The 23,944-nt window shown below is 34.9% G+C and carries 22 protein-coding genes and 2 tRNA genes; 8 read left to right on the plus strand and 16 right to left on the minus strand.

From position 1 onward, the window contains the following. Positions 1 to 11 precede the first annotated feature (11 nt). Entirely contained in the window at positions 12 to 2,000 is a 1,989-nt protein-coding gene (locus NAT50_RS09735) for a M13 family metallopeptidase (RefSeq protein WP_250593130.1), read from the plus strand. Between the two features lie 31 nt (positions 2,001 to 2,031). On the opposite strand, the gene NAT50_RS09740 is transcribed toward NAT50_RS09735, so the two are convergent. From NAT50_RS09740 to NAT50_RS09755, 4 genes are read right to left on the minus strand one after another with little or no spacing between them, the layout of a single operon-like run. Then, positions 2,032 to 2,967: a DMT family transporter gene (locus NAT50_RS09740; protein ID WP_250593088.1), complete on the minus strand. Its 936-nt coding sequence runs from the start codon at positions 2,965 to 2,967 to the stop codon at positions 2,032 to 2,034. Next, positions 2,967 to 3,776 (minus strand): SDR family oxidoreductase, encoded by an 810-nt coding sequence (locus tag NAT50_RS09745; RefSeq protein WP_250593089.1) that lies wholly within the window; start codon positions 3,774 to 3,776, stop codon positions 2,967 to 2,969. Before NAT50_RS09745 ends, NAT50_RS09740 begins: the two co-directional genes overlap by 1 nt. Further along, positions 3,763 to 6,114 (minus strand): M20/M25/M40 family metallo-hydrolase, encoded by a 2,352-nt coding sequence (locus NAT50_RS09750; RefSeq protein ID WP_250593090.1) that lies wholly within the window; start codon positions 6,112 to 6,114, stop codon positions 3,763 to 3,765. Before NAT50_RS09750 ends, NAT50_RS09745 begins: the two co-directional genes overlap by 14 nt. A gap of 2 nt (positions 6,115 to 6,116) precedes the next feature. After that, positions 6,117 to 6,464, minus strand: coding sequence for a DUF2116 family Zn-ribbon domain-containing protein (locus tag NAT50_RS09755; protein ID WP_250593091.1), 348 nt, complete (start codon positions 6,462 to 6,464; stop codon positions 6,117 to 6,119). Between the two features lie 362 nt (positions 6,465 to 6,826). On the opposite strand from NAT50_RS09755, the gene NAT50_RS09760 reads away from it, so the two are divergent. The 6 genes from NAT50_RS09760 (at position 6,827) to NAT50_RS09785 (ending at position 12,719) form a co-directional block, all read left to right on the plus strand. Continuing rightward, the gene (locus NAT50_RS09760; protein WP_250593092.1) at positions 6,827 to 7,159 is read left to right on the plus strand and encodes a single-stranded DNA-binding protein; all 333 of its coding nucleotides are present in this window, start codon (positions 6,827 to 6,829) and stop codon (positions 7,157 to 7,159) included. A gap of 104 nt (positions 7,160 to 7,263) precedes the next feature. Beyond that, a complete protein-coding gene (locus tag NAT50_RS09765; RefSeq protein WP_250593093.1) occupies positions 7,264 to 9,231 on the plus strand; it encodes a M1 family aminopeptidase in 1,968 nt (655 codons plus the stop codon). Between the two features lie 76 nt (positions 9,232 to 9,307). Next, positions 9,308 to 10,897 (plus strand): site-2 protease family protein, encoded by a 1,590-nt coding sequence (locus tag NAT50_RS09770; RefSeq protein ID WP_250593094.1) that lies wholly within the window; start codon positions 9,308 to 9,310, stop codon positions 10,895 to 10,897. A 77-nt stretch (positions 10,898 to 10,974) separates the two neighbouring features. After that, positions 10,975 to 11,048, plus strand: a tRNA-Asn gene (locus NAT50_RS09775). Between the two features lie 37 nt (positions 11,049 to 11,085). Continuing rightward, a tRNA-Asn gene (locus NAT50_RS09780) sits at positions 11,086 to 11,159 on the plus strand. A 270-nt stretch (positions 11,160 to 11,429) separates the two neighbouring features. Continuing rightward, positions 11,430 to 12,719, plus strand: a complete 1,290-nt coding sequence (locus NAT50_RS09785; protein ID WP_250593095.1) for an NAD-dependent succinate-semialdehyde dehydrogenase — start codon at positions 11,430 to 11,432, stop codon at positions 12,717 to 12,719. 54 nt (positions 12,720 to 12,773) lie between these two features. Here the strand turns inward: NAT50_RS09785 and NAT50_RS09790 are convergent, their stop codons facing one another. The 12 genes from NAT50_RS09790 to hemA form a co-directional block, all read right to left on the minus strand. Beyond that, positions 12,774 to 14,213, minus strand: a complete 1,440-nt coding sequence (locus NAT50_RS09790; RefSeq protein ID WP_250593096.1) for a nucleoside recognition domain-containing protein — start codon at positions 14,211 to 14,213, stop codon at positions 12,774 to 12,776. Positions 14,214 to 14,279: 66 nt separating this feature from the next. Then, on the minus strand, positions 14,280 to 14,993 hold the full coding sequence (locus NAT50_RS09795; RefSeq protein WP_250593097.1) for a 3'-5' exonuclease: 714 nt from the start codon (positions 14,991 to 14,993) through the stop codon (positions 14,280 to 14,282). 129 nt (positions 14,994 to 15,122) lie between these two features. Then, positions 15,123 to 15,593 carry a methylated-DNA--[protein]-cysteine S-methyltransferase gene (locus NAT50_RS09800; protein WP_250593131.1) on the minus strand — a complete coding sequence of 157 codons (471 nt, stop codon included), beginning with the start codon at positions 15,591 to 15,593 and terminating at the stop codon, positions 15,123 to 15,125. A gap of 65 nt (positions 15,594 to 15,658) precedes the next feature. Further along, positions 15,659 to 16,039, minus strand: coding sequence for a c-type cytochrome (locus NAT50_RS09805; protein ID WP_250593098.1), 381 nt, complete (start codon positions 16,037 to 16,039; stop codon positions 15,659 to 15,661). A 27-nt stretch (positions 16,040 to 16,066) separates the two neighbouring features. Beyond that, positions 16,067 to 17,065, minus strand: a complete 999-nt coding sequence (gene hemB / locus NAT50_RS09810; RefSeq protein WP_250593099.1) for a porphobilinogen synthase — start codon at positions 17,063 to 17,065, stop codon at positions 16,067 to 16,069. 33 nt (positions 17,066 to 17,098) lie between these two features. Further along, positions 17,099 to 17,461: a four helix bundle protein gene (locus NAT50_RS09815; RefSeq protein WP_250593100.1), complete on the minus strand. Its 363-nt coding sequence runs from the start codon at positions 17,459 to 17,461 to the stop codon at positions 17,099 to 17,101. Positions 17,462 to 17,496: 35 nt separating this feature from the next. Then, positions 17,497 to 18,399, minus strand: coding sequence for an oxygen-dependent coproporphyrinogen oxidase (hemF, locus tag NAT50_RS09820; RefSeq protein WP_250593101.1), 903 nt, complete (start codon positions 18,397 to 18,399; stop codon positions 17,497 to 17,499). Beyond that, positions 18,400 to 18,699 (minus strand): hypothetical protein, encoded by a 300-nt coding sequence (locus NAT50_RS09825; RefSeq protein WP_250593102.1) that lies wholly within the window; start codon positions 18,697 to 18,699, stop codon positions 18,400 to 18,402. 10 nt (positions 18,700 to 18,709) lie between these two features. Further along, entirely contained in the window at positions 18,710 to 19,735 is a 1,026-nt protein-coding gene (gene hemE, locus NAT50_RS09830; RefSeq protein ID WP_250593103.1) for a uroporphyrinogen decarboxylase, read from the minus strand. A gap of 13 nt (positions 19,736 to 19,748) precedes the next feature. Next, positions 19,749 to 20,417, minus strand: coding sequence for a uroporphyrinogen-III synthase (locus NAT50_RS09835; protein WP_250593104.1), 669 nt, complete (start codon positions 20,415 to 20,417; stop codon positions 19,749 to 19,751). A 2-nt stretch (positions 20,418 to 20,419) separates the two neighbouring features. Then, positions 20,420 to 21,346 (minus strand): hydroxymethylbilane synthase, encoded by a 927-nt coding sequence (gene hemC / locus NAT50_RS09840; RefSeq protein WP_250593105.1) that lies wholly within the window; start codon positions 21,344 to 21,346, stop codon positions 20,420 to 20,422. Between the two features lie 12 nt (positions 21,347 to 21,358). Continuing rightward, positions 21,359 to 22,627: a glutamyl-tRNA reductase gene (gene hemA, locus NAT50_RS09845; protein WP_250593106.1), complete on the minus strand. Its 1,269-nt coding sequence runs from the start codon at positions 22,625 to 22,627 to the stop codon at positions 21,359 to 21,361. Positions 22,628 to 22,852: 225 nt separating this feature from the next. Between hemA and NAT50_RS09850 the strand changes: the two genes are divergently transcribed. Beyond that, positions 22,853 to 23,737 (plus strand): helix-turn-helix transcriptional regulator, encoded by an 885-nt coding sequence (locus NAT50_RS09850; RefSeq protein ID WP_250593107.1) that lies wholly within the window; start codon positions 22,853 to 22,855, stop codon positions 23,735 to 23,737. The last annotated feature ends 207 nt before the right edge of the window (positions 23,738 to 23,944 follow it).

Below are 23,944 nucleotides of genomic sequence, written 5' to 3' on the forward strand. Positions count from 1 at the left end.
GCTTATCCGCGATGCAAAGTTACGCACAACAAAACCCGGGAATCAACCTGAATTACATGGATAAATCCGTTAAACCAGGTGATGATTTTTTCCGTTTTGTAAACGGTACTTGGTATGACAAAACCGATATTCCAGCCGACAAAACCCGCTGGGGAAGTTTCGACGAATTACGTCAAAATACTGACAAAGATGCTTTGGCTATCTTGAAAGAAGCAGCTTCTAAAAAATTAGATCCTACTTCTGATCAAGCAAAAGCAGTCAATGTATACAAAACGTATATGGATACCATTGCTCGAAACAAAAAAGGAATCGCTCCTTTAAAACCTTATCTAGCAAAGATCAAAGCAATAAAAAATATTGAAGATCTAAACAAATTAATCACTGAGATGACACCAGAAGGTGGTTTAGGTTTTTACAGTGCTGGAATTGGACCTGATGCCAAAAACTCGAACCGCAACGTGGTTTATATTGGCTTAGGAAGTTTAGGATTACCTGATAGAGATTATTATGTTTCTGAAGATAAAGACTCTAAAGAAAAACGTGAAAAATATGTAGCTCACGTTGCAAGAATGCTTCAGTTTTTAGGTGAAAAACCTGCCGACGCACAAAAAAGTGCTGAAAAAGTATTAGCGCTTGAAATTGAAATGGCTCGTCCTCGTTTAGACCGTGTGGAGCGTCGTGACCGAAGAAAAACCTATAACCCAATGACAGTAGCTGATTTGCAAAAATTGACTCCGTCTGTGAAATGGGATAGTTATTTAGAAAACATTGGAATCGGAAAAATCGATTCTCTAATTGTTTCTCAACCAAAATACATGACTGCTTTAGAAGATATTTTTAAAGCGAACAAATTAGAAGATTGGAAAGCTTACATGCGTTGGACGCTAATCAACAAATCGACAGGTGTTTTAACTAGTGAAATTGAAACGGCAAACTGGGAATTTTACAGCAAAACGTTACAAGGTGCTTTAAAACAACGTCCACGTGAGGAAAGAGCTTTACAAGTGGTTAACGGAACTGTGGGAGAAGCTCTAGGAAAATTATATGTAGAGAAAAAATTCCCTGCAGAAGCGAAAGAAAAAGCGAAAGCAATGATTGACAACGTGTTCTTGGCTTTCGAAAACCGTATTAACAATTTGCCATGGATGACTCCTGCTACACGAAAAGGAGCGATTGAAAAATTAAGAAAATCTACCGTAAAAATTGGTTATCCAGACAAATGGAAAGATTATTCTAAATTAGCGATTGTTGCACCAGAACAAGGTGGTAACTACTACGATAACATGAAAAATGTTGCTCGTTGGGGATTTGCTGAAAATATTGCCGACTTGAAAAAACCAGTTGACAAAACTCGTTGGGGAATGTCTCCACAAACGGTAAATGCTTACTACAATCCATCTTACAATGAGATTGTTTTCCCTGCGGCTATCTTACAACCTCCATTCTACGATTATAAAGCAGATGAAGCTGTAAATTACGGTGGAATTGGAGCGGTAATTGGACATGAAATTTCTCATGGTTTCGACGATTCTGGTTCACGATACAATGCTGATGGTAATTTAGTAAACTGGTGGACTGAAGACGATTTAAAACAATTTACTGGTTTAGGTGGATCCTTAGCAGCTCAATATTCTGCACTAGAACCACTTCCTGGTACTTTTGTTGATGGTAAATTTACTTTAGGTGAAAATATTGGTGACTTAGGAGGTGTAAACGCTGCATACGATGGTTTACAGATATTCTTGAAAAAGAATGGAAGACCTGCAAATATCGATGGATTTACACCTGAGCAACGTTTCTTTATTTCTTGGGCTACTATCTGGAGATCGAAAATGAGAGACGAGGCTATTAAAAACCAAGTAAAAACAGATCCTCACTCTCCTGGAATGTATCGTGCTTATGTACCATTACAAAACGTAGATGCTTTCTATGAAGCCTTTGGTATCACAGAAGGAGATAAATTATATGTAAAACCAGAAGAAAGAGTAAAAATCTGGTAATTTACACTTAAATAAATAATAAAAAAGAGAGCTAAACGCTCTCTTTTTTATTGGTTTTTCTTAAAGAATAATTAATCAAATAAATACCGAAAATTACCAATCCTACTCCAGTGACAATGGCAATGGTTAATGTTTCATCAAACAGAAAACTACCTAAAATAACCGCTACAATCGGATTTATATACGCATAAACACTACTCAATTCTGTTGGTAATCGCTGTAAAGCATAAATAAAGGCAATAAAAGTGGTTACAGAGCCGAAAAACACTAAATAAGCAATAGACCACCATGCTTCGGCAGGAATGGTTTGTATTGGTACAGAAGTTCCAGTAGCTCCAGTATAGGCAAAAAGTAAAATACAAGAAATCAACATTTGCAATCCTAAACTAAAATAGGGATTAAAACTCGCTGCTTTCTTTTTGGTGTATAAGCTTCCTAGAGCCCAAGTGAATGTAGCAATTACTGATAAAATGATACCAAACTGAAAATCGGGACGTAACAAATCTGATAAATAATCAGAAAATACCACGCAAACACCTCCAAAACTTACTAGCAAGCCTATTAATGCCAATTTTGCTAACTTTTCTCCATTGAAAAGGCTAATAATAACAATCCAAAGAGGAAAAATAGCTCCAATGATGGCTCCTAACCCACTGGAAATATACTTAACACCCCAAGTACTTAATCCGTTACTTAGCACAAAATTGAGGATACTTAGAACAAAAATTGCTTTCCACTGCTTTTTTTTAGGCCATGGCTCCTTCTTCCAAACAAAGTACAACACATACAACCCTCCTCCAATAAACTGTCTAATGGCGGCCAACTGCAATGCCGGCATATGTCGAACTCCTTCCTTGGAAGCCAACCAAGTTGTACCCCAAAAGAAACTCACCCAAAATAAAGCCAACATAGGCAATCCCACAGCTGTTGCTTTTTGTGAAATTGCGTTTTTTGCTTTGTTTAACATTAATACAAATCAAGATTAAATGAATAATTCAGTACTTTTTCTAATTTTTCAGAGATAATAACTTTACCTTTTGAGGTATCCTTCTCAGAAGAAAACTGAGGCAAAGGCAATCCTAACTCTTTTGCTTTTGAGGTATAATATTCTTCTCTAGAAGGATGAAAAGGAGCTGCCACATTAAAGATGCCCTCATCCCAAATTTCCTTCTCAAGAATCGTTTGAATAATGTTAATACAATCCTCAAAATGAATTAAATTCACCGGTGCTGATGGATTTTCCAAATGATTTCTTCCGGCCAAATATTTTACAGGATGCCTGTCTTTTCCAATTAATCCGGCCAATCGTAGAATTGTAGTCTTGAATTGCTTATTTTGTAACAACAGTTGTTCTATCTGAACTAATTGTTTCCCGCTTTCTGTTTCGGGAATCGGGAGAGTAGCTTCGGTCACTAAACTATCACTTTCCCCATAGGTTGATGTAGAACTGATAAATAAAATCTTTTCTATACTTGAACTTTCAATGAAAGGAATTAAATTTCGAATTTTTGCAACAAAGTTCTCACTGTTATCTCCTCTTAATTTTGGAGGAACAGCAATAATTAAAAGGGTAGAATTCTGTAAAAATTCAGCAAAAGGCCCCTCTACCTGATCTTCTTTTAAATGGATAATATAAGGTATAATGTGCGCTTTCTCTAAAACTTCTTTTTTGTCCAATGAAGTAGTAGAACCCTTTACAATGATTCCTTTTTCTGCAAGACTGGCACCTAGAGGTAACCCCAACCAACCGCAACCTAAAATACTAATTTGTTTCATTTAAAGCTGTTACTGTCTGATTCATTATTTCCTTTTTGGGACTGGCTTTAATTTTTTGTTCTAAAACAATGGCATCATTCAAAACAAAAGGTTTTGGCATCATCCAATCCCTTCTTTTGGCAATGCTAAAGAGAGGATTTTCCAACAAATCGAAAGAACTTTCTTTGAGATCAAGGTCTAATTTCTGATTTGCAGGAATTGAAAACTCTATCGTCAAAGGTACGTTGTTTTTCACATAGTAGGTTAGCACTTTTTGACTGTCTTTAGAAGAAATATTGCTTTTAAAAGCGACTTCTTTTACTCCATTGGCTATCAAATCTTGAGGTGTGGTCTTATTGAAAAATACATTGTATCGATTCACTTTTCTATTGGGAGTGATACTGATTTTTAAATGTCGGTTACCCGAAACCACCGAATCTTTTACGAAATCTATCGTAGGTTTCTGAATATTTTTTAGAGGTGCTTGTGCCATATAACTGAATCCCGAGTTGTATTTGCTATACATCTTAATCTTATTTAAACTCTCGGCAGATTCAGGTTTTTCACCCAAATAGCCTTTTGTCCATTCGTCTAAATTAATATCGTATGTTGCCCAATACGCTTTATTTTCATCTGCCTTATAAACATACAATAAACTGTTGGGTTTGGCTTTTCCCGGCTGGAATTCTGAACTTTGATGTGCTTTATAAACAAAGGCCAAGGCTAAGACAAAAAATAATGTTCCCCAGGCTCTTTTCTTAGGAAAGAATCCGAAAACTGGTAATAACAAACCAAAAATCAAAACCGTGAGTATAGCACTTCCTGAAAGGATTTTTAAACCTAGACCAATAGGAAACATCTGTACAAAAGGAACCAAAATAAATAGACTCGGCAAAGTCAAAATGAGATTGAGTATCGCATTAGATTTTTGTGTGATTACATGATAGCCTAACATAATAACACTCGATAAAACGGGAATAATAAAAAATCCAGCTCCCTTCAATTTAAATGCGATGAATAGATTAATAATCAACCAAAGAATTAATGGTGCTGCTAGTTGATTGTATTCATTAGGCTTTGAATTTTTACTGTGATAAAACCAAAAACAAATGGCTAAGGTTATACAGACAAAAGCATAAATATAATCGTGACCATTATAGGTGAATCCATGCAACATATCATTGTATTGTGGATATATTTTTTGAAGAAGTTTCCAGCCCAAAAAAGTCACGAGACCAGAAACCAACATTGCTCCTAGGAACGGAAGAAACCCTTTTAGAATTTCTGCTGGCTGTAAGACCATTTTCCCAACTCCTATAAACAAGAAAAAAACAAATAGTACCGTAACCAAAATCAACATAGGGAAAACCCACGAGAACGGATAATTGATAAACATATACGGAATATTGAAATATACTTTGTCTTCGGTTGAGTTTAAATTAGTCAAATCGGCATTTGCGAAATGTTTCAATAACGGAAACAAATTAGTTCCTTGGTGTGCTAGAGAATTTCTATCCAAATTTTCATAATTATCTTGTTGTGTATGATAATTAAAATGGTTGTCGATAAAAGCAAAATTAAATCCCTGAATTTTATTTTGTTCTCTAAATACGGTCAAATCGGTATCATTCGGCAACATTTTATAAATGCTATACATTAACGAATTTGACACCGGATGAGTCAATTTTCCAGCGGTAAAGGCATCAACCATTTTGGCGTTGCCTTGATTGGTTTCCATTAACATATAAGCAGGTCCTGAAGTACCACGAGCTTCAAAATTCAAGACTAATCCTACCTCTTTAGCCCACTTGTGTTGCGTTGCAAAAAGAGCCGCTCCGTTAAGTCCAATTTCTTCCGAATCTGTAAAAAGAATAATAAGGTCATTTTTTGGTTGTTGTTTTTGCGCCTGAAAAGCCCTTACGCTTTCCAAAATTGCAGCAATACCACTAGCATCATCGCTTCCTCCTAACGATTTAGAATGCGGAGCACTATCGTAATGCGACAACAATACCAAAGCTTTTGTATTTTCAGTCCCTTTGATTCGAGCCATGACATTTTTAGCCTTTACCAATGTTCCGCCATCTGACAGAATAAAACCTTCTTGGATTTCAGGCTGAAGACCTAAATTTTTTAATTCCCCTAATAAATAGTTTACTACGGTTTCGTGGTTAGACGAACTTACATAATGCGGTTCTTGCGCGATAACTTTTACTTTTTCTAAAGCTCTTTTAGTTGAAAATTCGGTAATTGGAACCTCCTCTTCTGGATCAAACTTGGGAGTGAATGAATAAAAAACCAGAAATATTGTAACAATAATAAACAATACCGAAGAAACGGCCGTGGCATTTGATTTTTGCATAATTAATTGTCTTTTTTAACCAACACAAAACCCTCGTTTTCAATGGCCATGTACCCTTGATTGTAGAGAAAGTAATAGATGTTGCCTGTTTTAGTGGTATAAATTGAGGTAATATATTCGAAATCAAAACCTTTACTTAATAGTTTGGTTTTGGTGGTTTTCGATTTCCCATCGGGGTTTAATTCATTTAGAATACGATAGTTTTTGCGCAATTTATTATTGATGTTTCGCATTAAATTGTTACTATCTTTATTCATCTTATTGTTATAGGTATTACGACATCCATCTCCACAGAATTTCTTATCTTCTCTACCCAAAATTTTTTCACCGCATTCTAAACAATGTTTCATCACAATATTTTTTTTACAATGGGAAAAGATAATTTCCTGTTAAACATTTAATCTAAATTATAAGCTTAATATAAAAGCTTAAAACCTAGTAGTTATGACTTCTTAATAGTGTATTTGACACCTGAACTTATAGAAGTACATTCAAAATCGGTCGTTGATTAACTTATTTATAGTTAGCCATTTGATTCAAATATAATAAATTTTCCATTTGCAAACGACAACAAACGATTACAAACGAAAATAAACGTATTTTAACCGAATATTCTAAAACAGTCTTCCAATCTTTGCATCGTCAAGTTCAAACGAGACAATCGTTTTTCTGACATTTTATATTTAACAATAACATTTAAATTTTAAACGCCATGAATGCATTAAGAAACAGAGTACAATTAATCGGAAACGTAGGACAAGAACCTGAAATCAAAATTATTGAAGGAGGAAAAAAGCTAGCTAAATTAGTCTTGGCTACCAACGAAGTTTTCTATAACGAAAAAGGAGATAAAGTCACCGATACACAATGGCACAATGTGTCTGCTTGGGGCAAAACAGCCGACATTATAGAAAAATATGTTTCCAAAGGAAAGGAAATAGGAATCGAAGGAAAATTAACTCACCGTACTTATGAAGATAAAGACGGAAACAAACGCTATTTTACCGAAGTAATTGTCAATGACCTTTTACTGCTAGGAAAGTAAAAGATTTAAAGAGCGCCCTTTCGGCGCTCTTTCTTTTTATTATTTAACAGCTGTTTTTCAAAAAACAAACAAGTATTTCACTAGTTTTGTGTAAATTATAAACTATGAAAAAAATATTTACTTTTTTTTACATTTTCTTCACGGTTGCTGTTTTTGCACAAAATAATGACACCATAACTATTGCAGAAGCCGAAATGAAATTGGCTTCTAAAAAAATAGGTTTTAGGGCTAATCCTAATACAGCCAATTACGATATCACCTATTCAAAGCTGGAATTCACTATAGATCCAAATGTTTTTATGATTAGTGGAAAAGTTACTACTACATTCAAAGCGCTTTCTAACATGAGCACAGTAACTTTTGATTTGTTTAAGACTCCCACTAACCCCTTTAACATTACTGCTGTTAAAATGAATGGATCTGATTTGGTAGCCATTCACAACGATTCCCACGAATTAGTCATCACACTTCCTTCTACACTAACAACTGGAAACTACGCTACGGTAGAAATAACATACAATGGCATACCATCCACTGGACAAGCTGCTTTTTCACAATCAACACATGGATCACCACCAAAACCTATTATATATACTTTATCTGAACCTTACGGAGCAAGAGATTGGTGGCCTTGTAAACAAAATTTAAACGACAAAATTGAAAGCCTAGAAGTATACATCACCTGCCCTTCCGAATACATAGGAGTTTCTAACGGCGTAAGACATTTACCGAATGTAGTCAATGGTTCTAATACTACCTATCACTACAAACACAATTACCCAATTCCTGCCTATTTGGTTGCCATAGCCGTCTCAAATTATACGACCTTAAACACAGGAACTGCTGGAAATCCTTCTTTCCCTGTTATTGATTATATTTACCCTGAGAATAATACAACTACTACCAAAAATACTTTAGCTAAAACCCTTGATATCATCAACTTCTTAGAAACCAAAATAGGTCCTTATCCTTATAATACTGAAAAATATGGCCATACACAATGGCCTAGCAATATTGGAGGAATGGAACATTCGACCAATTCTTTTATGTCCAATTTTAACCGAGAATTAGTTTCACATGAATTGGCACACCAATGGTTTGGTAACAAAATCACTTGTGGCACCTGGCAAGATATTTGGCTCAACGAAGGACTAACAGAATACATGTCAGGGTGTGTAATTGAACGTTTTGACGGTCAACCTGCGTTTTTAAATTGGAAAGACTACAAAATAAACAACGCTTATTATGGAATAACAAGCCAAACGACGGGTAATCTTTATCTAAATGAATCACAGACAGCTTCTGTTGGGCGTATTTTTGATTACCGCCTTTCTTATAACAAAGGTGCCATGGTAACACACATGCTTCGTTATGTCATGGGAGATACCAATTTTTTTCAAGCTCTACGCAATTACTTAAATGACCCTATGCTTGCCTACAAATATGCCGTTACACCACAATTACAATACCATTTAGAAGCAGTTCATGGTAGTAGTTTGCAAGAATTCTTCAATGATTGGATTTATGATGAAGGATATCCTATCTACAACATTAACGCTTACAATTCTGGAACTAATCAGGTAACCGTAGTAATCAATCAAACACAATCAATTACCGACTCTACATATCCTGGTTATGTGTCTTATTTTGAGATGCCTGTTCCCATGAGATTATCATTAAGTAATGGTACTACGCAAGACGTACGATTAAACAATACCTTCAATGGTCAAAGTTTTAAAGTAACCATTCCTCCCGGCACTACCATGACTGGGATTGCTTTTGACCCTCTAAAGGATATCATTTCTAAAAATAGTACTACTTCTCTTTCACAAGATAATTTTGAATTGAACGAGCAAGTCAATGTATTTCCAAATCCTTCTAAAACATACATAGAGGTTGAAATACCTAACACGGCATCTTTACAAAAAATACAATTTTATACTATTTTAGGACAAAAAGCCATGGAATCCAATGCCTCTAAAATCGATATTTCACATTTAAGTAATGGGTTATATACCATAATCATTGAGACTTCTGAAGGTAAAGCTCTTAAAAAATTTATAAAAAATTAATTCATCCAATATATTGACATAAAAAGTAAGGCGAAAACCTTACTTTTGTCGTTTAAATAAAAAACTATTCGTAAAAATGATTCAATTTGCACAAATAATCTTTATACTTTCTGTATTAGTAATTCTTCATGAATTTGGGCATTACATCACAGCCAAAATGTTCAAAATGAGAGTAGAAAAATTCTACTTATTCATGGATGCCGGTTTTTCTTTAATCAAAAAGAAAATAGGAGAAACCGAATGGGGAATTGGATGGTTACCCTTGGGAGGTTACGTGAAAATCTCCGGAATGATTGATGAAAGTATGGATACCGAGCAAATGAAATCAGAACCTCAACCTTGGGAGTTTCGTGCTAAACCGGCTTGGCAAAGATTAATTGTAATGTTGGGAGGAATCATTGTCAACATCTTATTGGCTTGGTTTATTTACACTGTGATGTATGCAACTATTGGCCAAAAATACATCTCTTCTGAAAGAATTCAGGAAAATGGTTTAGCCTTTGGGGATATTGGTGAAAAAGTAGGATTTAAAAATGGGGATAAAATTGTCTCTGTAGACGGCAAATTACAACCTAAATTTAATTGGATGGTTGTGGATGTCCTACTGAGCGACGAAGTTATTGTAGACCGCAATGGTCAAAAAGTGACTTTAAATTTAACCGATGAACAAAAAGGTGAAATTTTAGGAGCAGAAGGTAAAAACTTCATCAAACCTCGTTTTGATATTGCTGAAGTTACCATTGATAGTATCAGCGATAAAAACTCTTCATTTAAAGTAGATGATCAACTAAAAGGAATTGATGGTCATACTTTCAAATATTTTGATGAAATTAAAGACTATTGTAAAAATTACAAGAATCAAAATGTGAATTTCATTGTAAATAGAAATGGAAAAGATACTTTAATAAACGTTAAAATTGACAAAGAAGGTTCTTTTGGTCTAAATAACACCTTGTTTACGAATTTGAAACCACGATTAAGCGATGTCTTCATCAAAGAAGTGGAGTCTGGTTCAAATGCTGAAAAAGCCGGTATGCAATCTGGAGATGGCATTAAAGGCATCGTTGGACAAAATATAAAAACATTAGAACAACTAACAACTTACCTCAGAGCAAATAAAAATACTGAAATTGCCATTGAAGTGCTTAGAGAAGATAAACCTGTCGTTATTAATGCCAAAACCAATAATGAAGGAAAGCTAGGCATTCAATTTGATGCATTAGATAAAAAACAATACCAAATCACAAATCATTTAACACTTTTCGAAGCTATACCTGCCGCAGTAAACGAATCATGGCAAATGTTAGTTTACAACGTAAAACAGTTTAAACTAATACTTAAACCAAAAACCGGCGCCATTATGCAAGTGAAAAGTCCAATAGGGATTGCCAGACAACTTCCTGACACTTGGAATTGGGAATTTATTTGGAATTTCACAGCTCTTTTCTCAATAGGTCTTGCCTTCATGAATCTGTTACCTATTCCTGGATTAGATGGAGGACATGCCTTGTTTACGATTGTAGAAATGGTTACCGGTAAAAAATTAAATGATAAAGCAGCCGGGTATGTACAAACGTTCGGAATGATTATCTTATTGACTCTGATGGCTTTTACCTTCGGAAAAGATATTTATCAATGGATCATGGATATCCTTGCTAAAAAATAATCGTAAAAAATTAATATTTTTTGTTTGCGATTATAAAATTTAGATTATATTTGCACTCGCTAAAAAGATATTAATCTTCCTCCTTAGCTCAGTTGGTTAGAGCATCTGACTGTTAATCAGAGGGTCCTTGGTTCGAGCCCAAGAGGGGGAGCAACTTTTTAGCAAACACATAAACCTTTCATGGTGATTCCTCCTTAGCTCAGTTGGTTAGAGCATCTGACTGTTAATCAGAGGGTCCTTGGTTCGAGCCCAAGAGGGGGAGCAAAATCCTAATCATAACAATGGTTAGGATTTTTTTATTTTCATTATCTCTTGGAATTTATTGTTTACATACTCCACTCCGAAAAATTAGATAAATAGTATATTGGCGTTACAGAAAATCTTACCCGAAGATTAGACTTCCATCTTAATGACACACAATCTAGAGAATTCAGATAGTAATGGTATTATAAAACAACCCCTGAAGATTATACCGATATCAGAATTTACGTTTCTTTAAAAAACGTAACTTTACATTTTATTGAATAATAATATGTTGTCAAAAATAAATATCGCAAACGAAGCTTTCGGAAATTGGAAAAAGAAAACCATAGCAGAGCGCATGGTATTGGTGAAGAACCTACAATTAGAGTTGGAAAAAAACCGAAACTATTATGCCACTCTCATCACCAAAGAAATGAACAAACCGATCACACAATCTTTGGCCGAAGTAGATAAATGTGGACTATTATGTGATTTTTACATCAACAATGCGGCTGTATTTCTAGAAACTAAACACATCAAAACGGAAGCTGTTGAAAGTTTTGTAACTTATGAACCTTTGGGTGTTTTATTAGGCATTATGCCTTGGAATTTTCCATTTTGGCAAGTATTCCGATTTGCAATCCCATCTATTATAGCGGGCAATGTCGTTTTGGTCAAACACGCTAGTAATGTACCGGAATCGGCACAGAGTATAGAAAATTTATTCATCAAAAGTGGGTTTCCTGAAGGAATTTACCAAAATATTGCCATTAAGAGTGATAAAGTCTCCGAAATAATAGCGCACCCTTTCGTAAAAGCTGTTTCTCTAACCGGAAGTGAAGCCGCAGGAAGTAGTGTTGCCGCTCAGGCGGGAAAATACCTCAAAAAATCATTATTGGAACTAGGAGGAAGTAATGCTTTTATAGTCTGTAATGATGCTAATATTGACCAAACAATTCGTATTGCAGTCAATGCACGAATGCAAAATGCAGGACAAAGCTGTATTGCTGCAAAACGATTTTTAATTCATCAAGATATATTTGAAGCCTTCACTGAAAAATATAAAAAAGCATTATCAGAATTGATTCAAGGTGACCCTATGCATCCTGAAACTCAAATAGGTCCAATGGCTCGAATAGATCTAGCAGAAGATCTAGAAAAACAAGTCAACCAATCCGTGAGTATGGGTGCCAAAATTATCTTGGGAGGCCAACGCGAAGGTGCTTTTTACAGTCCAACAATAATCACTAAAGTAACTCCTGAGATGCCAGTCTTCAAAGAAGAAACTTTTGGTCCCGTAGCCGTATTACTTTCTTTTAAAACACTAGACGAAGCTATTGCCCTCAGCAATTTATCGGAATTTGGTCTAGGAGTTTCTATATTCACACAAAATGTAGAAAGCATTAAAACCCGAATTCCGGAATTTAACGAAGGTGCGGTTTTCATTAATGAAATGGTAAAATCTGACCCAAGGCTTCCTTTTGGAGGGGTTAAAAAGTCGGGATATGGTAGAGAATTAGCAGAAGAAGGCATCAAGGAATTTGTAAACACCAAAACTGTCGTAATTCAACATTTTTAAACAAAAAACACAGTAATAAAAAAGGGATAGCTAAAAACTATCCCTTTGTTTATATTAAAAGAACCATGAGGCTATTAAAATGGCGGTAATCACACAGATCAAATCAATTAGCAACATCATTCCTAAAGTGTATCGCGTATTTTTAATATTCACCGATCCAAAATAAACGGCTATAACATAAAAAGTAGTTTCGGCACTACACTGAAAAATACAAGCCAAACGTCCCGTTAAAGAGTCCGGTCCAAAACTTCGCATTGCATCAATCATAAATCCTCTAGAACCACCAGAACTAAAAGGACGAAGCATTGCTACTGGCAGTGAATCGGTAATTTGTTTGCTTACTCCAATATTCGAAAAGACGAAAGAAATCCCGTTACTGATTATCTCAAACAAACCGCTGTTTCTAAAGAAAGAAATAGCCACTAACATTCCCATCACATAAGGGAAAATCTTCACTCCTGTATTTAATCCATTCTTAGCTCCTTCAACAAAAGTATCAAAAATAGTAGTCCCTTTTTCAGCGAATTTTTTCTCATTCTTAAATGCAAAAATCAAAGTAATTGCAATGATGGAAATCAACATCAATCCAGAAAGATTCCCAGTAAAATAATTTTTACCTATAAGATCTAATCCATTAATGTAAAATAAAAGACCAGCAATTGCAGCTATAATAGTTGTGATAGCCAAAACCAACGAAGCACTTCTAAAATTAATACGTTGCTTTATTCCTACTAAAATAAAGGCCGCAATAGTTCCTACGAAAGAAGTTATGATGCATGGCAACATTACATCTGCAGGATTAGCTGCGTTTTCAGCCGCACGATATCCAATAATTGAAGTTGGAATCAAAGTCAATCCGGCAGCGTGCAAACACATAAACATAATTTGTGCATCACTAGCTTTATCTTTTTCAGGATTAATTTCCTGTAAACTTTCCATAGCTTTTAATCCAAAAGGAGTCGCTGCTGAATCTAATCCAAGAAAATTCGCCGCAAAATTCAAGGTCATGTATGAAATAGATTCATGGTTCTTCGGTACCGAAGGAAATACTTTCGCAAAAACAGGGCTTAATTTTCGTGCTAACCTTTCCGAAGCACCTGAAACGATCAACAATTCCATTAATCCACAGAAGAAAGCCAAATAAGCAATTAAAGGAATAATTAAATCGGTTAAACTGTTTTTACAGGTAGGCAACAAACCGTCCGATTTCTGAACACCGCTGTATAATTTTACCGTTTGACTCTTATACACATAAGTTGTATCCGGATTTGAAGTATCTCTATCAACCACCATCGTCATTTCGGGTGCTTTTTCGATACTATCAGCAACAAACTTCGGTATTTCGTTAAGATATTTTTCAGAGACCAAAATTGGTTCATCTTTTTTACCGTTTAACACATAATCTATCGAATAACTGCTTCCGGTAAATAATCCAACTACAACAAAAAGAATCGAAGAAATAAAAATAACGAGCCAAAACCTGCTTAAAACCATGCCTTAATTTTTTTGTAAAGATATTTAAATTTTTATACTGAAAAGATTGTCAAAAAAGTGAAAACACTACACATGAATAATTTCTTCTTCAACCAACAAATCTTCTCTACGCAAACGGAGTAAAATTTGCGCCACGGCGATTACATCTTTTTCACAATAGGTAACAATACGATCGATATCCTTTTCAATATAAAAAACAGAAGCCACTTCACTGCCGTCAATATCGTCTTTTGGCGAAGGAATACCTAACACATTAGTTAGCAACTTTAGAGAAGTATAATGTTTATAATCACCAAATTTCCATAATTCCAGCGTGTCTAAATGTGGAACTTCCCACGGTTTTTTACCAAACAAATTAAGTTTCGTAGGAATTGGAACATTATGAATAATCATTCGGCGTGCAATGAACGGAAAATCGAATTCTTTAGCATTATGACCACACAAAACATGTTGTGGCTGACTGAAATGATTTTGTAATAAATTAGAAAAATCTTTCAAAATTTTAATTTCATCGCCAAAAAAAGAAGTTACTCTGAAATGACGAACATCTGATTTATGCGTAAAATATCCAACCGAAATACAGATGATTTTTCCAAATTCTGCCCAAATTCCCGCGCGATCATAGAACTCTTCGGGAGTAAAATCGTCTTTTCGTTGGTATTGCGTTTTGGCTTCAAAAAGTTCTTGGCGAGTTTGATCCAGATCGGAAAAATTTTCGAATTCTGGCACTGTTTCTATATCCAGAAACAAAATGTTATCCAGTTGAATTTTATCTAACATTGGTCTTTAGTTTGTATATTGACGAATATAGAAAATTATAACGGATTCTTTTAAGAAAATTTTTTTACCGCTAGTTGGTTTGTTTTTCGCAAGATTCTTATCAAAAGAAAAAACTTATTGATGGAAGTATTAAAATAATGTTTGTTGTTTTTGTGAAGATTCATGTTCCAAGAGCCATTTTTTTCGCCACAATCCGCCGGCATAACCTGTTAGCGAACCATCGGAACCAATGACGCGATGACAAGGTACTATAATCCATAATGGATTTTTACCGTTGGCTGAAGCCACAGCACGGATTGCCTTGACATCTCCTAATTTTTTGGAAAGTTCTAAGTACGATATTGTTTTTCCAAAAGGAATATTTAGTAATTCCTGCCATACTTTTTTCTGAAAATCGGTACCTTGAGGATTAAGATTAATCGTAAAATCTTTTCGACTGCCTTCAAAATATTCTTGAAGTTGGGTTACTGCGTTTTGAAGCACCTTAGGGATTTCAATCGATACGCTTCCTTCGGTTGATAGGGAAATAAGAGTAATGCCGTTTGCATCACCTTCAATTTTTGTGATTCCCAAAGGAGATTGTATAAAAGCAGTTTCCATGTTATAAATGTAATTATTTAAAACAAAAAAAGCCATCCGAAGATGACTTGATTTTTGTTCTGTTTTTAAAAACTAAGCATGTACGCTTCTAGTGCTTTTAACTCTTCTTCCGGAAGATTTTTAGTTATTGCGAAATTCGTTTTCATAGTGGCATACTGACTAGGATCTACGATTGGCTCACTTTTTTCTTGCAAGAAATCGACAATACTTCCTCCTTTTTCTCTGTAGATTTTGGCAATCTCTTTAATAGAAGGTCCTACTGTTTTTGTATCAGGCTTATGACACGTATAACAAACTCCTTTCCCGTCGAAGATCTCCTTGCCTAAATCTTCTGGTTTTTGTGTAGTTGCAGTTTCAACTTCTGCAGGTTTGCCAAAGTTCTCTTGATTTTCTTTTTTACAAGATATTAATAATCCTATAAAAACAAGAGCTAAAATTTTTTTCATAATAAAATGGTTTAGTGGAATCCTATATTATTTTTGATTTAATAAAATCGCAGCTTCTTTCGCAAAATAAGTCGAAATTAAACTCGCACCCGCTCTTTTGATACACATTAATTGTTCCATCATAATTTTGTCATGGTCTAACCAACCTCTTTCGGAAGCCGCTTTAATCATAGCATACTCGCCCGAAACATGGAAAACCGTTACGGGAACATCCACTGCATTTTTCACTTCACGAACGATATCCAAATAAGCAATTCCCGGTTTTACCATCACCATATCAGCGCCTTCTTCCACATCCCAAAGGGCTTCTTTTACTGCTTCTATACGATTGGCGTAATCCATTTGGTAGGTTTTTTTGTCTTTTGGTACTTCTACATCAACATCTTTTGGAGCGGAATCCAAAGCATCACGAAACGGACCATAAAAAGCCGAAGCATATTTAGCCGAATAACTCATAATGCCTACATTGTGAAATCCCGCTGCATCTAAACCTTGACGTAAACGTAACACACGACCATCCATCATATCACTTGGGGCAACAAAATCAGCACCTGCTTTGGCATGAGAAACGGCCATTTTTACTAACGCATCATTGGTTGGATCATTTGCTACATCGCCTTTTTCGATGATTCCGTCATGTCCATAAATCGAATACGGGTCTAAAGCCACATCAGGCATTACAATCATTTCTGGACAAGCCGCTTTTATAGCACGAATGGCTCTTTGCATCAAACCATTGTCGTTCCAAGCTTCTTTTCCAGTATTGTCTTTTAAATCATCGCTAACTTTTACATAAAGGTTTACCGCGCGAATGCCTAAAGCAAATAATTCTTTCACTTCTTCCACCGTTAAATCTAAGGTACGACGGAAAATACCTGGCATAGAAGGGATTTCTGCTTTAGTATTTTCCCCTTCCATGATAAACATCGGAAACATAAAATCAGCCGGACTCAAGCTGGTTTCGCGAACTAAACTTCTTATAGATTCGTTTACTCGTAAACGACGACCTCTGTGTATTGGAAACATAATTCTAAGTTTTTTGCTTTCAGCTATCAGTAATCAGCTGTCAGCGTTATTTATTTTAATGATTAATCCATGTAACATTTTTCTGATTTCTTGAATTTTATCTATAAATGTTTCTGATTTTGATTTTTCAAGAAATAATAAATCTGCACTAAGAATAATTTGATATTCTAATTCGTTAGTTGAGCCATAAGCTATAGCTAAAAATCTAGCAAAGTCTTTATTTGAGTTTCTACCAGCTCCTTCAGCAATATTAGTCGGAATAGAACTTGAAGACCTCTTCATTTGACTCGTTAACCCGAATAGTTCTTCTTTTGGGAAATCTTTCAATTCTTTATATAATTCCAAGGTTAATTGGTGTGATTTTTCCCAAACTTGTAATTTTTTATAATCCCTCATTTTCTGCTGACTACTGATTTCTGACTACTGATTGCTCATACCCAATCTACAGGTTCTTTTAAAACTTTCAGTAATTTTTCTTCTTCACTTCCCACTTCTGCATGATGGTCATATACCCATTGTACGTGGGGAGGCAAGCTCATTAAAATACTTTCGATTCTTCCATTGGTTTTTAGACCGAAAAGTGTGCCTTTATCGTGAACCAAATTGAATTCTACATAACGACCACGGCGAATTTCTTGCCAAGTTCTTTGTGCTTCAGAATAGGATAAATCTTTTCTTCTTTCTACAATTGGAACATATGCTTGAAGAAATGAATTCCCAACTTCAGTTACAAAATTGTACCAATCTTCCATTTTCATGGTTTCGGTTTCTTTCAAATAATCGAAAAACAAACCACCAATTCCTCTTGCTTCAAATCGATGTGCGTTCCAAAAGTATTCGTCACATTTCTTTTTATAGTTAGGATAAAATTCGGGATTGTGTTTGTCGCAAGCCGTTTTACAAGTTTGGTGAAAATGTTTGGCATCTTCTTCAAACAGATAATATGGTGTTAAATCTTGTCCGCCACCAAACCATTGGTTGATGATTTCTCCATTTTCATTGTACATTTCAAAATAACGCCAATTTGCATGAACCGTTGGTACCATCGGATTTTTTGGATGAATCACCAAACTCAATCCGCAAGCGAAAAAGTCCGCTTCTCCGACACCGAACAGTTGACGCATCGTATCAGGCAATTTTCCATGAACAGCAGAGATGTTTACACCGCCTTTTTCAAAAACATTACCGTTTTCAATTACACGTGTGCGACCTCCGCCACCTTCTGGTCGTTCCCATAAATCTTCACGAAATTGAGCAATACCATCTATATCTTCTAATCCTTTACAGATTTGATCTTGTAGGTTTTGTATGTAGGTGTAGAATTTGTTTTTCATTTAATAAAAAGTAATTCCATAAAAATCTAAAATAGAAATAATTGGACTGCTGGTTTTACGAATCAAATCCATAATTTCATTTTTCCCTATTGTAATTTTAGAATTTATGATAAAATCTAGCTCAAAGAGCGCTTCTTTTTTTAATTCATCATCTAAATCAGTAAATTCAGAAATTAATTTTTTTGCTTTTTCTGCAATATTTAAGATAGAATTTGATTCATAACCAGTATAACCGTTTCTCCCAACTCTATCTAATTTTTCCATTAAATCATATAAATTTTGAATATTTTTTTCCATCATTCTATTTGATTTACTTCTTATATTCCTTCACCGCTTCCACAAACGCTTTAGCATGATCTACAGGAATATTTGGTAAAATTCCGTGACCTAAGTTGACGATGTATTTGTCTTTTCCGAATTCGTCAATCATTTCGTAAACCATTTTTTTGATGGTTGGAATTGGCGATAACAAACGACTTGGATCAAAATTTCCTTGCAAAGTAATATTGCCACCGGTTAAATAACGCGCATTTTTAGGCGAACACGTCCAGTCTACTCCTAAAGCCGAAGCTTTTGATTTTGACATTTCGTTCAACGCGAACCAACAACCTTTACCAAACACAATTACTTCAGTTATTGGCGCTAATGCTTCTACAATTTGGTTGATATATTTCCAAGAGAATTCTTGATAATCTACTGGAGATAACATGCCTCCCCATGAATCGAAAATCTGAATCGCATTACAACCATTTTTTACTTTTTCTTTTAAGTACAAAATGGTCGTATCGGTGATTTTTTGCAATAATGCATGTGCCGCTTCCGGTTGTGAAAAACAGAAACCTTTTGCTGTATCATAACTTTTTGAACCTTTTCCTTCTACCGCATAACAAAAGATTGTCCATGGTGAACCAGCAAAACCAATTAATGGCACTTCATCGTTCAACATTTCTTTCGTTAATTTAATGGCATCCATAACATAACCCAAAGATTCATTCACATCCGGAATAAATACTTGGTTCACTTGTTCCATGGAACGAATTGGATTAGGAATAATCGGACCGATGTTGTCTTTCAATTCCACATCAATTCCCATAGCTCTGGGAACCACCAAAATATCTGAGAATAAAATAGCCGCATCAGGTTTTACAATTCGGATCGGTTGTACGGTGATTTCAGCCGCTAACTCTGGAGTTTCACAACGAGTGAAAAAATCGTATTTGTCGCGTAATGCTCTGAATTCTGGTAAATATCTTCCGGCTTGACGCATCATCCATACAGGTGGACGTTCAACCGTTTCTCCTTTTAAGGCTCTTAAGAATAAGTCGTTTTTTATCATCTTTTTTTAGCTGTTAGCTCTTAGCTTTATAATAATTTATACATTGAATAATCACATTTTCAATGGTAGGCTGATTAGCGATTATTATATTTTTTGAATGTGCTTCAACTGCTTTAGCCGTGGTATTGCCTATGCAGAAACAAATTTCAGTGGTGATCGTATTTTCTTTTACGTAACTAGAAACACCAGAAGGACTGAAAAATAAAATCCCATCCATTTTAGAATGAATTTTCACCGGAGTTTCCAAAGTTTCATAAACTTCCACAATATTGTGTTTTAGATTTTTTTCTTTTAAAAAATCAGGAATCGTGTTTAATCTTGATGTTCCACAGAAAAAAGTAAAGCTTTTATCCCAATATTCTTTTTCAATAATTTGAATCAATTCACTAGCCTCTGGTTGGGCGTTTAATACGGTAAAACCGTTTTCTTCTAAAAGTTGTTTGGTTTTATTACCGACGCAGACTACTGGTTTTTGAATCAATTCGGTTTTGTATTTAAGAACGTTTTGAACGGTGTTTTGGCTCGTAAAAATCAAAAGATCATTGGTACTTTCAATTTCAAACGGAATTGGATGTATACTAATGAAATCTTCATCAATAACCGAAAAAGCAGCATTCAACAAATATTGTTTTTGATTGGATGCTAATTTTTTAGTTGATAAGATGCCTATTTTTTCGTTCACCTTTATTTTTTTAATTGCAATTTTATTTCGGCCATTAATTCATTACCACCATTATCTAAAATTTCTTTGGCAGCATTGAAACCTAATTTTTTCCACTCTGAAATGTCATATTTTTGGTCAATAGCCAATTTTTGTTTGCCATCGATAGAAAACAGAGCTCCTTGAAAATGCAATTCATCCGATTTTTCATCATACGTGGCTAATGCACCAATGGGTGCCGTACAACCCCCTTCTAAGGTTCTCAAAAATTGTCTTTCGATATAGGTACAGATTTCTGTTTCGATGTGATTCAATTCGGACAAAGCTTCTAAAGAAAAAGTATCTTCAGCCATAGCTACCACCATCATAGCCCCTTGCGCTGGAGCAGGAATCATCCAATCTAAATTGATAAAAGTGTCTGGTTTTAAATTGATTCGTTCTAATCCCGCTGCGGCGAAAATAGCTCCTCCCCAATCACTCTCCGCCAATTTTTGCATTCTGGTATTCACATTTCCTCTCAAATCTACGGTCTGATGTTTAGGATATCTGTGCAACCATTGTGCCTGACGACGTAAACTTCCTGTAGCAATAGTGGCTTCTGTTTCTAAAAAATCTAGATTTCCTTTGTGAACCAGAATGTCAACGGTATTAGCACGTTCTAAAACAGCGGCTTGAACAATCCCTTGAGGCAAGACAGTTGGAACATCTTTCATGGAATGCACCGCAATATCCACCTGACCGGTAATCATGGCTATATCCAACGTTTTGGTAAAAATTCCAGTGATACCTAACTCATACAAAGGTTTGTCTAAAATAATATCGCCTTGAGATTTAACCGCGATGATTTCTGTTTGGTAACCTAAATCGTTTAATTTTTTTTCAACCGTGTGTGCTTGCCAAAGTGCTAATTCGCTATCACGTGTACCTATTCTAATGGTTTTATTTTTCATTATGTAATACCATTAAAGCAATGGTTGTTTTTCTTTATTTTCTAATTGAAATACTTTCTGGATCCATTCTACACTTTCATCAACAGAAGTATTTTCATCCTTTAAATGATTGGCAAAATGATTCGTGATTTTTTGAATAATTTTATTGCTGATGAATTCCGCTTGTTCTTCATCAAAATTGGGTATTTTTTTACGGTGCGTTTTCAATTCTTTGTCTTTAATAGAATGCAATTTTTCTTTCAAAGCATGAATGGTTGGCGCATATTTTCTTCCCTTAGCCCAAGTGTTGAATTCATCTTTAATTTCTTCAATAATTGCCTCCGCTGCAGGAATCTGTTTTCTTCTGTTTTCTAAAGTTTCGTCTGTAATTTGAGACAGCTGATCCATGTGTACCAAAGTCACCCCTTCTACCTCCGCCACATTTTCGTTCACATTTTTAGGAATCGATAAATCTAAAATTAACAACGGTTTTTTAAGATTCAGGATAGTTTTATCAACCGTTGGATTTTGTGCTCCGGTAGCCACTACTAAAACGTCGGCTTTTTGGATTTCTACCTGCAAATCATTGTAATCTTTTACAATAACATTCAACTTTTTAGCCAATTTTTCGGCTTTATCTTTGGTTCTATTGATTAAAGTAATCTGATCGTGTTTAGTGTGTTTTACCAGATTTTCACAGGTATTTCTACCAATCTTTCCGGTACCGAAAAGCAGAATGTTTTTATTAGCAATATCCGGAACTGTTTTGAAGATGTACTGTACCGATGCGAAAGAAACCGAAGTTGCGCCTGAAGAAATTTCAGTTTCATTTTTAACACGTTTGCTAGCTTGTATCACAGCATTGACCAAACGCTCCATAAAAGCATTGGCCAATCCGGCTTCTTTAGAGGCCACAAAAGCATTTTTAATCTGAGAAATGATTTCGAAGTCACCTAAAATTTGACTATCCAAACCGGTTCCCACACGAAACAAATGATTAATGGCTTCATTATTTTTATAAACGTAAGCTACTTTTTGAAAATCTTCTACAGTACCTTGACTGTTACTGCAAAGTAATTTGATGAGTTGAAATGGATGCTGTGCAAAACCATAAATCTCGGTTCTGTTACACGTTGAAGTTACAATTAAACTCTGTACACCATCATTATCTGCTTGGTTTAGCAAAGATTCTTTGGCTTTATCGTCTAAACTGAATTTACCTCTTATATCAGCATCTGCTTTCAAATAACTCAATCCTATTGCGTAAAAAGAGGTCGTCTTGGCTTCCAAATTGTTCGTCATTCCCTAAGTTCAAATTGATAAACAAATTTAAGTGGTAAGTTTTTATAAAAATAACGCTAAAAGTTCTTTTTGTGTCGCTCGACGTTTTTTTGACTTCAAAACAGATTTTGAACTTTATTTCTTTTATTTTTGTAATGAAACAAGGCATTTGAGAATTACTTGTGTAGAATGGTTCTAAATAATAATGTTCTATGAATTTTCATTTCCTTTATAAAAAGTATCGCTATGAGTACCAAAGCAGTTTTAAACTTTACGGAAGAAATAAAAATAGATAACGAGTTCATTTTAATTCGTTTTCAGAACGATACTCAAGAGGCACTAACCTACAAACGTCAGGTAAAAACCGGGTTAATACAATTTCATTTCGGGTTAAAAGGCAAAGCAAAATTCATATTCAATCAAGGTAATTATACCTTAGAATTGGTAGAAGAAAAATCACTGCTTTTTTATAATCCACAAAAAGAATTACCGCTAGATGTGGTGGTAGAACCTAATTCCTGGATTATTTCCATTTTAATTTCGATTAAAAAATTTCATGGTTTATTCACTTCTGATGCGGACCAAATTCCTTTTTTGAGTGAAGAAAACAGAGATAAAAAATATTATGGCGAGGAAAATATTTCTCCTTCTATGGCGATAGTACTCAATCAAATGTTTCACTATAATTTGAATCCATCCATCAAAAATTTGTACTACAAAGGAAAAGGATACGAATTATTAAGTTTGTTCTTTAACAAGAATGAAGATCCCAATGTAGAACAATGTCCATTTTTGGTAGACGAAGAAAATGTGCAACGGATTAAAAAAGCCAAAGAAATCATTATTGTTAATATGGCGGAACCTCCGGGATTAGAAGAATTGGCCAACCAAGTAGGATTGAATCTTAAAAAACTAAAAGCGGGTTTCAAACAAATTTATGGCGATACCGTTTACGGATTCTTATTCGATTACAAAATGGAATACGCTCGAAATTTACTAGATTCGGGTTCTTACAATGTAAATGAAGTAGGTTTAAAAATTGGCTATAGTACCGCCAGTCATTTTATCACAGCTTTTAAAAAGAAGTTCGGTACGACACCAAAAAAATATTTATTAGAAAAAGTTCAATAACGAAGATCCGTTTACCTTACTTTCGATTATCTCTTTTAGAATTGGATAACTCTAGTAATCAAAAACGTTCAATTGGACCTATTTCGTATTGTTTCAAACTTCTCGTAATCAAATTCAAAGGCAGTGGACAATGATAAAATCTAACTATCAATTAAATTTATGTTACCATTGATCTTGGGAATAGAAAAAGAGATTATATCGACAATT

This window comes from Flavobacterium luminosum (genome assembly GCF_023635005.1).
In the GTDB taxonomy this organism is placed as follows: domain Bacteria; phylum Bacteroidota; class Bacteroidia; order Flavobacteriales; family Flavobacteriaceae; genus Flavobacterium; species Flavobacterium luminosum.